This window comes from Microbacterium sp. RU33B, assembly GCF_900155915.1.
In the GTDB taxonomy this organism is placed as follows: Bacteria; Actinomycetota; Actinomycetes; order Actinomycetales; family Microbacteriaceae; genus Microbacterium.
On the sequence record NZ_FTPO01000001.1, the window covers coordinates 1,326,196 to 1,340,012 of the forward strand.

A 13,817-nucleotide genomic window follows, 5' to 3' on the forward strand; every position below is an offset into this window, starting at 1 on the left:
GCCCCTACCCCGGTCCCTGAGCTTGTCGAAGGGCCGCCCACAGCAGAGAACGTCAAGGAGAGTCCGTGGTCACGGGTGAGTTGCGCGCGCAGGTCGACAAGGTCTGGGATGCGTTCTGGTCAGGCGGAATCGCGAACCCGGTCGAGGTGATCGAGCAGATCACCTATCTGCTGTTCATCAAGCGACTCGACGAACTGCAGACTCTGGCCGAGGCCAAGGCAGCGCGCACGGGACGGCCTGTCGAGAGTCCGGTCTTCCCCGACGGCGACGATGACACGGGACGCACAACGCGCCCGTACAGAGACCTTCGGTGGCAGTACTTCGTCAACTACGCACCGGCAGAGCGTTACGAGATCGTGGCCGAGCACGTGTTCCCGTTCCTGCGCCGCCTCGGTGCCCAGGGGTCGAGCTACGCCCGCAACATGCGCGATGCGCGTTTCACGGTACCCACTCCGGCGCTGCTGACGAAGGTCGTCGACCTGCTGAGCGACATCCCGATGGACGATCGCGACACCAAGGGCGACATCTACGAGTACATGCTCAAGAAGCTCGCGACGAGCGGCACGAACGGGCAGTTCCGCACGGCGCGGCACGTCATCCAGCTCATGGTCGACCTAGTGGAGCCGCGCACCGACGACATGATCATCGACCCCGCCGTCGGCACGGCGGGCTTCCTCGTCGCCGCCGAAGAGTATCTGCGCGAGCATCACGCCGACGCGTGGACGGATGCCGCCTTCCGCACGCACTTCAGCACGAAGATGTTCACGGGTTTCGATTCGGATGCCGCGATGGCCCGCATCGCGAGCATGAACATGCTGCTGCACGGCGTGGAGAACCCGACGATCGAGCGGGCCGATTCTCTGTCGGAGGGGCACCCGTCGGAGGGGATCTACTCGCTCGTGCTGGCGAACCCGCCGTTCGCGGGCTCGCTCGACGACGAGACGGTCGCAAAGGATCTGCAGAAGGCCGTCAAGACCCGCAAGACCGAGCTGCTGTTCTTGGTCTTGATGATCAAGCTGCTGCGCAACGGCGGCCGGGCCGCCGTGATCGTGCCGGAGGGCGTGCTGTTCGGATCGTCGAACGCGCACAAGGCCGTGCGCCGGATGCTCGTCGAGGATCAGAAGCTGGATGCCGTCATCAAGCTCCCGTCCGGGACGTTCAAGCCGTACACGGGCGTGTCGACCGCGATCCTCCTGTTCACGAAGACGTCGTCGGGCGGCACCGACGACGTGTGGTTCTACGACGTGCGCGCCGACGGATTCACGCTCGACGACAAGCGCACCCCGATCGCTGCGAACGACTTCCCCGATCTGGTGACCCGCTGGCGTTCGCTGACCCCGGTCCCTGAGCTGCAACCGGTCCCTGAGCTTGTCGAAGGGTCGCCGACACCCGACGAGCGATCGCGTCCGCGCACCGCCCAGTCGTTCCTCGTGCCGAAGCAGGAGATCGTCGACAACGGCTACGACCTCTCGCTCAACCGCTATAAGGAGCTCGAGGTCGAGGAGGTCGAGCACCGCTCGCCGGTCGAGATTCTCGACGAGCTTGATGCCTTGGAGGTCGAGATCCAGGCCGGCTTGGCGAAGCTGCGGGAGATGCTCGCGTGACCTGGGGGACCGTCCGCGTCGGCGATATCGCGCAGCAGATCCGAGGAGTCACTTACATTAAGGACGAAGCGTCATCCACGCCGCTTCACGGTCACGTTGCGATCCTGCGGGCGGGGAATATTGGGGACGCGGGCCTGGTGCTGGACGATCTCGTACATGTTCCGGCCGCCCGTGTCAGCGACAGTCAACTTCTTCGGCCAAACGACGTCGTTATCGCCACATCGAGTGGGAGTCTCAGCGTCGTCGGCAAAGCCGCGCGCGTTCTCGATCCGATGGATGCTTCATTCGGCGCTTTCTGCAAAGTCCTTCGGCCCGTGAGACGTATCGACCCGGCGTACTTTGCGCACTTCTTCCGCACGCCGAGCTACCGCCGCCACATCTCCTCCGTTGCGGCCGGTGCCAACATCAACAACCTTCGTAGCGACGACCTTGATCGCATCGAAATTCCCCTCCCACCGCTCGCCGAGCAGCGCCGAATCGCCGCAATCCTCGACGAGGCAGACTCGCTGAGAATCTCCGCTCGACATCGACTGGCGCTTGTGAATGAATCATCCCGCGATGCGGTTGAACGGATTCTTCGGAGAGCACCCGTGTCAAAGCCGCTCGCTGAGCTCGTCGGGGAGCCGTTACGAAATGGCATCTCACCGTCCAAGACCGGCTCTGTCGTCGCCGATGTATTGACACTCTCGGCCATCACGCGGGGTAGGTTCGATCCAAGGGCACGCAAAACCGATACCTTCACCTCAAGCCACGGGGCCGACAAACTTGTGAGGGAAGGCCTTCACCTCATCTGCCGAGGCAACGGCAATGCCGATCTGGTGGGAGCGATGGCTGTCGCGAACGAAGATCTCGTCGGTGTCGCTTTCCCCGACACGATGATTGCGATGCGTCCGTCTGTCGAGATTTCGTCCGCCGCGCTGGAAGCCGCATGGCGCACTGAAGGCGTCCGTGAGCAGATCAGACGGGGCGCACGCACGACCAACGGAACATACAAGGTCAACCAGCAGGTGCTCGCGGCAGTCAGGGTCCCTGTGAACACGACTGATCAGCAACAATCGATCGGCCGCATCGAACTCGAACGCTCTCAGTCCGCTCACCGATTGACTCAGTCGATCACCCTTCTCGACGAACTCTTCGCGTCCCTCCAACACCGCGCCTTCCGCGGCGAGCTCTGACCCTGCGGTCTGCCCCGGCCCTTCGACGAGCTCAGGGACCGGGACAGACTGGCTCAGCACTCCTCGTCAGTCGACGAGCTCGAAGATAATGTCCAGCCCGTCATCCGGGTGGTAGCTCCAGCTCACCTCGACGTCGTCCCAGTCGGCGGACTGGCGACCATCGAGCGCGCGCGTGTCGTACATCTTCGTCTGCACCGACGACGGCACCCCGATGCGGGCGAAGAGACAGTCGAGCTTCGACAGCGACACATCGCCCGATCCGGCATCCTCTCCCTCGACGTCGACGACGAACGTGCGGCCGTCGTCGAGCACGTCGCCCGCACCGCACGTGCGTGCAGCATCCGCGAAGAGCGTCGACCGTGCGTCCTCCGCCGCGACGACCGCGGCATCCGCTGCCGCTTCGTGCGAAGCGGTCACCACCGCCGCCGTGATGAGCGATGCGACCAGCCCACCGATCACCAGCCCCGCGACCCCCGCTGCCGCCGGCAGGATCCATCGCGGAGCGCGCGATGCCTCGGACACCGGCAGGGGCGGGCGCGGGGGTGCGGGGTGCGGCACGATCTCCGGCTCGCCGGGAGCGAGGTGGGTCGCACGACGTGTGACCGCGCGTACCCCGGTCTTCTCTGACGGAGTGTTCTCAGACATGCACTCGCCCCGTCTCAGTAGCCCACGGCCGCGAGGGCGTGGTTCGCCTGATCGGGCGTGAACTGGCCGCCGTACGCGCTGGTCAGCTGGTCGTAGAGGCCCTGACGGGAGAACGACGTGAACTCGAGGTACGACTGCGCGGACTCGACCGCTTCAGCGTTCCAGTCGGCTCCGACGGTGTCGGCCGCCCAGGTGGCCACGTCGACGGGATAGCCCGAGCCGTACTGGCTCGACAGCTGATCGATGAGACCCTGGCGCGAGAAGCCGGTGAAGTCGAGGTACGACTGCGCCGCCCGCAGCGCGTTCTCCTGCTCGAGCGTGTAGACGGGCATCGGTGCCTCGGCGATCACCGACACCGCCGTCCCCGGCTCCGCCTTCTGGCCGCCGACGGGACCCTGCGTGAGGATGAGCCAGTCCTCGCCGGCACCCGCGTTGACGGTCAGAGTGAAGCCCGCGGCCTCGATCAGCTCCCGCGCTTCGCTCACAGCCTTGCCCACCACCTCGGGAACGGCCACGGTGGTGTCGACCTCCTCCTCTTCGATGGGATCGGCGGTGCGCTCGGCCGCCGCGACCCGCTCGCCTGCGGAGGCGTCCTCCTCCGAGGATCCACCGCCGCCGACAGCGCCGCCGATGATCCCGATCAGCACGAGGGCGCCGAGCGCGATCAGCGCCCACTGCCACCAGGTGAGCTTCTTCGTGGCGCGGGTTGCCGCAGGTGCTGCGTCGAGCGCGACGTCCGCCGACGCGGCGGGTGCGACATCGTGCGCGAGCCAGCGCGCGCCGTCCCAGTAGCGCTGCGCGGCCGGATTCTGCGGATCGGGGTACCAGCCGGCGGGCGGCAGGGACGTCGGGATGTGGGTGCTGTTGTTGTCGGACATGACAGAGCCTTCTGCTCGTGCGAGGCGCGTTCCCCCAGGAATCGCACCACCGGCCGTTGGCCAGTCGAACAGTTGACACCAGACCTCCGACATCGGGTCGTATCAGGTGCGCAGAACTCCGTGGAGGAGTCGTGTGGGCGAGATCGTGGCGGGTCGCCAGCGACCGTACGGATCGATCCAGTTCGGGGCGCGGAGCTCGGGCACGCCGAGATTCATCCGGATCTTCCACCCGCCGTGATCGATGAAGCGATGGTGGAACCAGCACAGCAGCACACCGTTGTCGGTGTGGGTCGGTCCGCCGTTCGCGTGCTCTACGACATGGTGGATCTCGCACCAGGCGGCGGGGACGCCGCACCCGGGAATGAGGCATCCGCCGTCACGGGCGGCGATCGCACGTCGCTGGTGCCGGTTGAAGACGCGTTCTTCGGTGCCGAGGGAGCGGATGCGGCCGCGGGCGTCGAGCGCGACGCGCTGCACGACACCCGCGCACCCCGCATGGGTCGCGGCGGTGACGGCGACGGGCTCGGAGCATCCGTCGAGGTGCGCGTAGCCGCGACCGCCGAGAAGATCCTCTTCGCGCACCGTGACGACGAGAGTCGGTGCGGCGCCGCCGATGGTGGGGAGGAGCTCGCTGGATGCCGCGACGCCCAGCGCCGTCGCCAACACGTCGTGCTGCTTCTGCGCCCGCGTACGCGGGTCGGCCGGGACGTGCGGCGCATCGGCCGAGTCGTCGACGAAGCGTACGCCCGACACGCGGTCGGAATCGACGCGCGGGTTCATCACGGCATCCGCGATGCGCTGGAACTGAGCCGCGACCTCGTGCAGGAGCATGCCGCGCACCGGCACACCGTACTCCGTGGCGGTGCCCAGAGTGAACGCCCGCGCGTGCATCGCTCGCCGCTCGCGAGGCTCGGCTCCATCGGGGTCGAGCGCCATCGCCCACACCTGCGCCTGCACGCGGAGCAGATCCGCACACGCGGGTGGCGCGGCATCCGGACCCTCACCGCGCGCCTCGGCGGCGAGGATGCCGTCGGCGGTGAGCAGCGCGTCGCGCGCCGCTCGGGACCCGGTCGCCATCAACGGCCCCGCGATCGCCAGGGCACCATCGAGCCCGACAACGCCGTCGCGCACGGCCTCCCGCAGGGCGGGCAGCATCGGGGGGAGCACCTCGCCGGTCGTAACCGACACCGGCTGACGGATCGCCGTGGCGGCTCTCGCGAGCCTGCCGGCGGTGGCGGGGGACACCCTGGTCGCGCGCTGCACGAGTTCGGACACGTTGTGGCACCCGAGGCGATCGACCAGGCGCCCTTCGCCCACGGGCGACGTATTGCGCTGATCGATCTCGCCAACGAGCTCGATCTGCACCGCTTCGACGAGCCGTTGAACGCGCCCCGTCGCCGCCAGGACGGCGACCAGCGCACGCTCGTCGAGCGGCCTCGAAGCCCCCTCGCCGAGCACTTCCGACGCCACACGACGGGCGAGCTGTTCGAGCTCTCCGAGCTGCGTCTCGAGGTCTTCCATACCCACCATCTTGCCGAGGGCCACCGACATTCTGAGTGCTTTTTTCCCCGGTCACAGGTGATATATCGGTTGCCGATCGTGATTGCGTCTCCCCGGTTCGCTAGCATCGGGACCAGGCAGGGGCCGGCCTTGCCGACGGGTGGAGAGACGGCGTCACGGGTGGGGAACTTCGACTTCGCGAAGGAGCACTGGCCACAGCTCTGGGATGCCGCACGACGCGCCGAGGAGTACATCAAGGGCGACCCGCGCACCGCGGCCGCTCAGTCCCGCCGCGCGGCCGAGCTCTTCACCCAGCACATCTTCGACATCGAACGGCTGACGCGACCGTACGACGCGAACTTCGCGCAGCTCATGGACGACCCGTCGTTCATCGCCGTCGTCACTCCGGCCGTGAAGGGCCGACTCGACATCGTGCGTCGTATCGGGAACCGCGCCATGCATCGTGATGAGGAGGTCTCGCACGCCACAGCGCGCACCGCGCTCGAAGGCCTGCACGTCGCCTATCTCTGGCTCGTCTACACGTACGGCGACCCGTCGACCCCCGTACCGGCATCCTTCGACTGGGCTCTCGTGCCGCCGGCACCCTCGGTCGTCATCGCGCGCACCCGGGAGCAGCTCGAGCAGGTGCAGGCGCAGCTCGAGCAGCGGGATCGCGAACTCGTCGCGGCACGCGAAGCGGATGCCGCTCTGCGCACCGAGCTGGACGTACTCCGTGCCGAGCTCGCAGCTAACAAGGCGGTCAACGCCGTCACTCGCGTCGATGAGATCGACCCCGCCACAGCGACGGAAGCCGAGACGCGTGCGCAGCTCATCGACCTCCTCCTCGCCGAAGCCGGCTGGCCGCTGTCCGATCCGCGCGATCGGGAGTGGCCTGTCACCGGAATCCCGAGTCCGTCGGGTGCGGGCAAGGTCGACTACGTGCTCTGGGGAGATGACGGAAAGCCTCTCGCCGTCATCGAGGCCAAGCGCACGCGGGCCGGCGCGGCTGAGGGGCGCGAACAGGCACGGCTGTACGCCGATGCCCTCGAGCGCGACACCGGACAGCGGCCGATCATCTTCTACACCAACGGCTACGAACACTGGATCTGGGACGACGCACGTTCTGCGCCGCGTCGGATCTCGGGCTTCCTCACGAAGGACCAGCTGGCGCTCGCGATCCAGCGACGCACGTCCGTCAAGCCCTTCTCCGCCGTGGAGATCGATCGCCGCATCGCAGAGCGGCCCTATCAGCTGCGCGCCATCCGCGCGGTGACCGACGCGATCGAGGCGCAGCGGCGCAGAGCCCTCCTCGTCATGGCCACCGGCACAGGGAAGACGCGGACCGTCATCTCTCTCGTCGACGTGCTCCAGCGGGCCAACCGCGTGAAGCGCGTCCTCTTCCTCGCCGACCGCACGGCCCTCGTGCGCCAGGCCGTCGGAGCGTTCAAGACTCATCTGCCTGACAGCGCACCGGTCAACCTGATCGACGATCGCGAGTCCGAGGGTCGCGTGTACGTGTCGACGTATCAGACCGTCATGGGGCTGATCGATGCGGGGGAGGATGATCGGCGCCGCTTCGGTCCCGGATACTTCGACCTCATCGTCGTGGATGAAGCGCACCGATCGATCTACCACCGCTACGGCGAGATCTTCGACTACTTCGACGCGCTTCTCGTCGGCCTGACAGCGACGCCGCGCGCCGAGGTCGACCACAACACGTACCGCCTCTTCGACCTCGACGACGGCGTGCCCACCGAGGCGTTCGAACTCGACGACGCGATCGAGCGCGGGTATCTCGTTCCGCCGGTCGCCCGTCCGATCGATCTCGGCTTCATCCGCCGCGGCATCCGATATGACCAGCTCAGCGCGCAGGAGCAAGAGGAGTGGGACGCCCTCGAGTGGGAGGGCGGTGACATCCCCGATGAGGTGGATGCCGCGGCGATGAACCGCTGGCTGTTCAACGCAGACACCGTCGACAAGGTGCTCGAGGTGCTGATGACCGAGGGCCTCCGGGTCGCGGGAGGCGATCGGCTGGGAAAGACGATCCTCTTCGCGAAGAGCCAGGCGCACGCCGAGTACATCGAGGAGCGCTTCGATGCGAACTATCCCGAGCTGAAAGGCTCGTTCGCCCGAGTCATCACGCACCACTCCGGCCCCTACGCCCAGCACCTCATCGACGAGTTCTCGAACCCCGAGACCTCGCCGCATCTCGCGATCTCCGTCGACATGCTCGACACCGGCATCGACATCCCCGAGATCGTCAACCTCGTGTTCTTCAAGCCTGTGCACTCACCGACCAAGTACTGGCAGATGATCGGCCGCGGCACCCGTCTGCGTCCCGATCTCTTCGGCCCCGGACAGCACAAGACCGAGTTCCTGCTGTTCGACGTCTGCGGCAACATCGAGTTCTTCAACCAGGACATCCCCGACGCGGCCACGGTGCGTCCGCCGAGCCTCGGCGAGCGCCTCTTCAGCCAGCGCTTCGCTCTCCTCGAGCGGCTCGCGCACGCCGATGAGCCCGATCTGCGGGAGTCACTCGCGACCTGGCTCCACGCCCGTGTCGCAGGGATGAACCGAGACAACTTCCTGGTGCGCCGTCATCTCCGTGCCGTCGACAGGTTTCCGGATGCCGCGGCCTGGCGCCGGACGTTCACCACGGAGGATGCCGCGGCGGTTGCCGAGCTCGCGGCGCTTCCGTCGGCAGCGGACGTCGACCCGGACGAGCGGGCGAAGCGCTTCGATCTGCTGGTGCTGACCGCGCAGACCTCGGTGGCAGACGGAGGAGCCGTGCCTTCCTCGCTCGCGGCACGCATCCAGCAGATCGCCGCCCTGGTCGCCGAGCAGCGCGGCGTCCCCTCGGTCGAGAAGCAGCGCTGGCTGCTCGACGCCGTAGCGGATCCCGACTGGTGGTCGGGCGTCTCGCTCGCCCAGCTCGAAGATCTGCGGCTGCGCGTGCGCGGCCTCGTGTCGCTCATCGATCCTCGGCGGCAGGCCCCCGTCTACACCGACTTCGAAGACACTCTCGCGGAGAAGCGCGACCTCGCGATCACCCGGGTCGCCGTCGGCCTCGACCGGCAGGCGTTCCGCGCGAAGCTCCTCGGCTTCCTCGCCTCCCACGACCACGTCGTCGCTCTGCACAAGCTGCGTACGGGCCGCCAGCTCACCGCCGCCGATCTGGAGGAGCTCGAGCGGATCCTCGTGGAGACGGGGGGAGTGGATGCCGCGCGTCTGGCCGAGCAGGCTCGAGAAGCGCACGGGCTCGGGCGCTTCATCCGTTCCCTCGTGGGAATCGAGCGGAGCGCCGCCGAAGAGCTCGTCGGCGACTTCGTGGCCGGCCCCGCGTTCACGCGCAGCCAGCAGGTCTTCGTCGACCTCATCGTCTCCGAGCTGACGGTCGGCGGCCACCTCGATGCGGGGCGCCTCTACGAGGATCCGTTCAGCGGGATCGCGCCCGAAGGGCCGGAGACACTGTTCACCGAAGCGCAGATCACCGACCTGCTCGCGCGGCTCCAGCACCTCGACCGCACCGCAGATCCGGCCTCCGCCTCGGCCTGATCACCGCCTTGCGCTCGTCCCACGAGCAGCCGCCCTACCGGCTCTCCACGCCTGACAGTGCCGCCTCCCACGCGAGGCGCACGAGCTCCGGGTGAGCGAGGTCGTTGTGCGCCCCCGATGCGCCCTCGAGCGTCGCGATGACGTTCTGCGCATCGATGTTGTAGACGACGCCGGGCGCGAAGGCGTCGCGCTCCCGCGCGCCCTTCTGCAGGGGCGGCAGTTCGATCGTGCCGGCGACTCCCTGCACGCCGAACGCCCCGATCCCGCCGTACTTGGGCAGGTCGTCGCCGAGCAGGTACTCGCCCGCGATGCCGACGGCCAGCGGGTAGAACCGCCCCACCGCGTAGTCCCACTTCGACCTGGTCACCACGATGGGCCCGGCGACGAAGTCGTCGCGCACGACGTCGGACAGGTAGCCGCGCCCGCCGCCGATCGCCGACGGCACGGCGTTCGAGAACGCCCACAGCGACACCGCGCCCTGCACCAGGAACAGCGAATCCACCGGCCGGCTCGGCGGCGTCGGCGACGACCCCGGTCCACGCACGGCGCTGGAGACCACGATCGTGCCGAAGCTGTGTCCGAGGAGGTGCACGCGCGCGGGAGTGGCGGCCTGGATCTCGCGCAGCAGCCGGGCCGCTCCGTTCTCGCCGAACTCCCTCGCCTGGTTCTTCCCGTGCCAGAACGTCAGCTGACGCAGCGGAGTGAGCACCGCTTCGCGGAGCTTGCGGAACCAGCCGCCGCCGAGGAGCGCCTGCGTCCCGGCCTCGGGCTCCTGCTCGGCGGTGGCCGTGGCGAAGGCATCCGTCGGGTCCCATCCGCTGCTGAGCAGCGGGTCGTCGCCGTCGGCTCCGATGTGCTCGGCGAGCGTCGCGTAGGCCTTCCGGACGTCACGGGGAAGGTCGTCCGAACCCGACGCGTCGTCGTCGGGATCGACGTCGGCGGCGTGCTCGAAGACCGTGCGCAGCGCCTCCCGGATCTCCGGATCGTCGCCGAGCCTCTCCGCGTACTCGTCGACGGCCTCGTCGACGGTCTGGGGATCCGGGTCGTCGTCGCCCGCCGACAGGAGCCCCCGCGAGCCGCTCTTCAGGCCACGGTCGCTCCACGCCTTGCTCGGCCAGTGCAGCCCGATGACGAAGGGGCGGATGCCGTCACCGGCCTCGTCCGGATTCACCGCGCCGACCCACCGGTCGTACTGCCGGATCGCGTCCTGGTAGTCGCCCTGCCAGCCGTGGCTGATGACGAAGACGTCGGTGATGCCGGCCGCGGGGCTCGCGAGCTCGGCCAGGGCCGCCTCGCGGGCACTCGACCCGTCGGCGTCGGCGATCTCGTCGCCGCGCTTGTCGTAGGCGATGAGGTGGTACTGCTGATCCGTTCCGGGGATGCGGCGCAGGGCCATGGTGTTCCTTCTGTCGGGGCCGGCGAGGCCGGCGAGGGGTCACGTGAGGGCGGGCGCGACGACCGTGTCGGCGTCGCAGTGCACGACGTAGAGAAGACCGAGCGGGTTGTTGTGCTCGGCGAGGAACCGACGACGCACGTCGAGCACGACGCGGCCGAGCGCCGCGCCGGAGAAGAGCCCGTCGAAGAACGCCTTCGCCCACTCGCTGGCGAACAGACCGGGCACGCGGCACTCGGTGCCGATCACTCCGCGCGCCCCTCGATTGAGGAAGTACGGCACGAAGCCCGAATAGAACAGCGGCGAGAGCTCTCCGGACTCGCAGGCGTTCAGGAAGACGAGCGGATGTCCCGCGAACGGGACCTTCACCTGCGCGATGGCCCGGATCTCGCCGAGCGTGATGGTGTCCTTGCCCGTCATGATGAGCTCAGACGCATCCGGATCGTCGTCGTCGGACTCGGCGTGGCAGAAGAAGTAGAGCACGTCGGTCGCGGCATCCGCCGTGAGTGCGCTCTCGAGGTCTGCGCGCGTGGTCCCCTCCACCAGGCCCACGCCCCGTCCGCGCCAGTACTCGCGCTGAGCGGTGATGGGGCGGGACGGCATCTCCGTGTCGATCGACTCGTTCAGCAGCGCCCGGACCGCGACCTCGGGCTGAGAGGCAATCGTGGTGTCCGGCGGGGCGGTCAGCTGCGTGAACGGCACCTGTTCGATGACGCACTGCATCCCGAGGAAGCCGTCCCAGCTGAGCGCGTCCGGATCCCACGAGTCGGCGAGGTACATGAGCGGCCACGGCACCGGGAAGCCGTCGGTCACGAGCTGCACGGTCGTGACGTCGTCCTGCACCGCCAGTCCGCGCAGCCACTCGCCGGTCCGGATCAGATCGGGATCGCCGCCGTCCTCGAACACCGCCTGATAAAGCCGGAACCCGGCGAACGCGAGCTTCGCGAGGAGCGGTTCGGTGTGCTCGGGCGCGATCGTCATCTCGAGGGCGACCGGATCCTTCCGCACGGCATCCAGGAGCGCTTTGCGCACGCCCGCGATCCGCGGCGCGAGGTCGAGTGCCGTCGCCTGCAGCCGGATCGGCGCAGCATTCGGCCGGTCGGGGAACGCCGCGGGGGCGAACACCTCGTACGCATCGTCTTCGTGCGTGATGTGGATCGATGCACTGCGCGGCCCCAGCACAGCGGCCGCGGCGAGAGGACGACCGCGTTCGCGGACGAGGTCGTCTGCGGTGCCGCCGACGTCGTACGTGATGTCGATGCGCTGGACGAAGTTCGCCCCGACTGTCACCACGACCGTCAGGCGCCCGAGCCCGGTGCGCAGCGGCACGATGCCGAAGTCCGCCGGTGCGGGCGATGTGCCGTCCCGCCGGAGGGTGAGCGCCTGGACGGGCTCGGCGATCCGGAAGTCGGAGCTCGCAACCGTGACGTCGAGTTCGACCTCGTCGGCGTCGTGCGGGATCGCCACGAACGTCATCACGGAGGCGGTGCTCCCCGGGTCGCGCTCCCCGAAGAAGATCGACAGCACCGCCTGAACTCCCACGGCCAGCTCGTGCGACGGGCGGTCGAGTGCGGCGTTGAGCCAGCTGCGGACGGTCTCGACCTCCTCGGGCGCCGCGGATCCGCTTCCCGTCTCCGGCGGCGGATGCGCCTCCGGCCCCGCGGACTCCGAGAGGAAGAGGTCGGTGTCCAGAGGCATCGTCGGGGGAGCCAGGGCGCCGGTGACGGCGCGCACCGCGGCATCCATCTCCTCGTCCTCACCCGCGCCGAAGCCGAGGTGACCGGCATCGACGTCGGCCTGGTAGCGCGCGGCGAGCTCGGCGTCCTCCTCGAGCACGCGCGCGACGATGAGACCCGCCTGCGTCAGATCGCCGGCAGCGGCCGGCCAGTCGGGCTGAGCCAGAACGGCGTCGAAGAGGTCGACGACCGACGCCGGGAAGTTCTCGACGATCCACGGCCGACCGCGCGCATCGCGGAAGGATGCCGCGAGCACGACGACCTCGAACGCCCGCTCCTGTGGAGACCCCATCGCACCCCGCCCGTCCGAAGCCCGCGGCGCTCGCCCGAGCGCTCCTGAGCACACAGTAGTGAGCGCACCGGGCCGCCGACAGATACATCTCGGCCGAGCCGGATGAAGGAAGGAGCCGCCCGTGCTCCGGAAGCCATCGGAGCACGGGCGGCGGGTCGTGGCCAGGTCAGGGGTTCACGGGTCGAAGCGCCGACCGGATGACCACGACATCCTGGCCGTAGTCCTCATCGGCCGCCTTCTGCCACGTGCCGTCGTCCCAGACGACGTCCACCACGAGGCGTCCCTCCTGCGCCATCGACGTCAGGATGCTCCCGCCCAGCCGATCCGGCAGCTCCTGCTGGATCGCCAGCAGCACGTCCTCATCGGTCACGCCGGGCTCCTGCGGCTCGGACGGGATGGGCATGGGGTCGTACAGCGCGAGCATGATCGGCGGCTGGGTCACGGTGAACGCTTCTCCGTCGTACTCGCCCTGCAGCGCGTAGGCGCCCCAGCGCACGTCGCCGGAGGTCTCGGAGCCGTCGACGCCGTTCCACGACCAGCCCGCGAGCGGGATGCCGTCGCACTGCGGAGGGAACGACTCCCGGATGGCACCGAGGCACAGCTCGACATCGCCGGCGACATCCATCACGGTGCCCTGCGCCATGACCTCGCCCTCGGGGGGAGCCGGGCGGAGCGATCCGAGCGAGTCGCCGGGTGCCGCATCCGACGCCGGGGGATCGGGCAGCGGAGCGGACGAGGGCGGCGTGGCGCACGCGCTCAGCGCGAGTCCTGCAGCGGCGCACAGCGCGAGGATCACGGGAAGTCGGCGATGACGGCTCATACCCGGAGAGTGTCGCGGCGACGCCGTTCGTCTCACCTCGATCCGCGACATCCTGCTACCATCGACGCATGCGCGCTGGCACGCTTCTTCTTAGCCGCCGCGACGAGTCCTCGTTCTAGGGCCTTCCTCGTCGCGGAGCTTGTGGTCGGCCCGCATTCCTCTGGCGCTGAGTCATTCAGACCGCGCCGTCCCCGATCCGGGGAGATAGCAGAAGCGACG

General features: G+C 68.6%; 9 protein-coding genes. 3 read left to right on the forward strand and 6 right to left on the reverse strand.

Annotated elements, in window-relative coordinates:
* The first annotated feature begins 65 nt into the window (after positions 1-65).
* A complete protein-coding gene (locus B0B14_RS06500; protein ID WP_076680626.1) occupies positions 66-1,604 on the forward strand; it encodes a type I restriction-modification system subunit M in 1,539 nt (512 codons plus the stop codon).
* Complete coding sequence (locus B0B14_RS06505; RefSeq protein WP_076680627.1) at positions 1,601-2,779, forward strand: restriction endonuclease subunit S; 1,179 nt, start codon at positions 1,601-1,603, stop codon at positions 2,777-2,779. Before B0B14_RS06500 ends, B0B14_RS06505 begins: the two co-directional genes overlap by 4 nt.
* A gap of 66 nt (positions 2,780-2,845) precedes the next feature.
* Here the strand turns inward: B0B14_RS06505 and B0B14_RS06510 are convergent, their stop codons facing one another.
* The 3 genes from B0B14_RS06510 to B0B14_RS06520 form a co-directional block, all read right to left on the reverse strand.
* Positions 2,846-3,424 (reverse strand): hypothetical protein, encoded by a 579-nt coding sequence (locus tag B0B14_RS06510; RefSeq protein ID WP_076680628.1) that lies wholly within the window; start codon positions 3,422-3,424, stop codon positions 2,846-2,848.
* Between the two features lie 14 nt (positions 3,425-3,438).
* Positions 3,439-4,302, reverse strand: a complete 864-nt coding sequence (locus B0B14_RS06515; protein WP_076680629.1) for an Ltp family lipoprotein — start codon at positions 4,300-4,302, stop codon at positions 3,439-3,441.
* A 102-nt stretch (positions 4,303-4,404) separates the two neighbouring features.
* Positions 4,405-5,853 carry an HNH endonuclease signature motif containing protein gene (locus B0B14_RS06520; protein WP_143733644.1) on the reverse strand — a complete coding sequence of 483 codons (1,449 nt, stop codon included), beginning with the start codon at positions 5,851-5,853 and terminating at the stop codon, positions 4,405-4,407.
* A gap of 129 nt (positions 5,854-5,982) precedes the next feature.
* Here B0B14_RS06520 and B0B14_RS06525 point away from each other — a divergent pair, with 129 nt between their 5' ends.
* The gene (locus tag B0B14_RS06525; RefSeq protein ID WP_076680630.1) at positions 5,983-9,357 is read left to right on the forward strand and encodes a DEAD/DEAH box helicase family protein; all 3,375 of its coding nucleotides are present in this window, start codon (positions 5,983-5,985) and stop codon (positions 9,355-9,357) included.
* Positions 9,358-9,391: 34 nt separating this feature from the next.
* On the opposite strand, the gene B0B14_RS06530 is transcribed toward B0B14_RS06525, so the two are convergent.
* The 3 genes from B0B14_RS06530 to B0B14_RS06540 form a co-directional block, all read right to left on the reverse strand.
* A complete protein-coding gene (locus B0B14_RS06530; RefSeq protein ID WP_076680631.1) occupies positions 9,392-10,753 on the reverse strand; it encodes a hypothetical protein in 1,362 nt (453 codons plus the stop codon).
* Between the two features lie 39 nt (positions 10,754-10,792).
* Positions 10,793-12,778: a CHAT domain-containing protein gene (locus tag B0B14_RS06535; protein WP_076680632.1), complete on the reverse strand. Its 1,986-nt coding sequence runs from the start codon at positions 12,776-12,778 to the stop codon at positions 10,793-10,795.
* A gap of 166 nt (positions 12,779-12,944) precedes the next feature.
* The gene (locus B0B14_RS06540; protein ID WP_076680633.1) at positions 12,945-13,598 is read right to left on the reverse strand and encodes a hypothetical protein; all 654 of its coding nucleotides are present in this window, start codon (positions 13,596-13,598) and stop codon (positions 12,945-12,947) included.
* Positions 13,599-13,817 lie beyond the last annotated feature (219 nt).

Coding starts and splice junctions, on each gene's coding strand:
- B0B14_RS06530 (WP_076680631.1), bottom strand. CDS start 10,753: ATGGCCCTGCGCCGCATCCCCGGAACGGATCAGCAGTACCACCTCATC.
- B0B14_RS06535 (WP_076680632.1), bottom strand. CDS start 12,778: ATGGGGTCTCCACAGGAGCGGGCGTTCGAGGTCGTCGTGCTCGCGGCA.
- B0B14_RS06510 (WP_076680628.1), bottom strand. CDS start 3,424: ATGTCTGAGAACACTCCGTCAGAGAAGACCGGGGTACGCGCGGTCACA.
- B0B14_RS06540 (WP_076680633.1), bottom strand. CDS start 13,598: ATGAGCCGTCATCGCCGACTTCCCGTGATCCTCGCGCTGTGCGCCGCT.
- B0B14_RS06515 (WP_076680629.1), bottom strand. CDS start 4,302: ATGTCCGACAACAACAGCACCCACATCCCGACGTCCCTGCCGCCCGCC.
- B0B14_RS06520 (WP_143733644.1), bottom strand. CDS start 5,853: ATGTCGGTGGCCCTCGGCAAGATGGTGGGTATGGAAGACCTCGAGACG.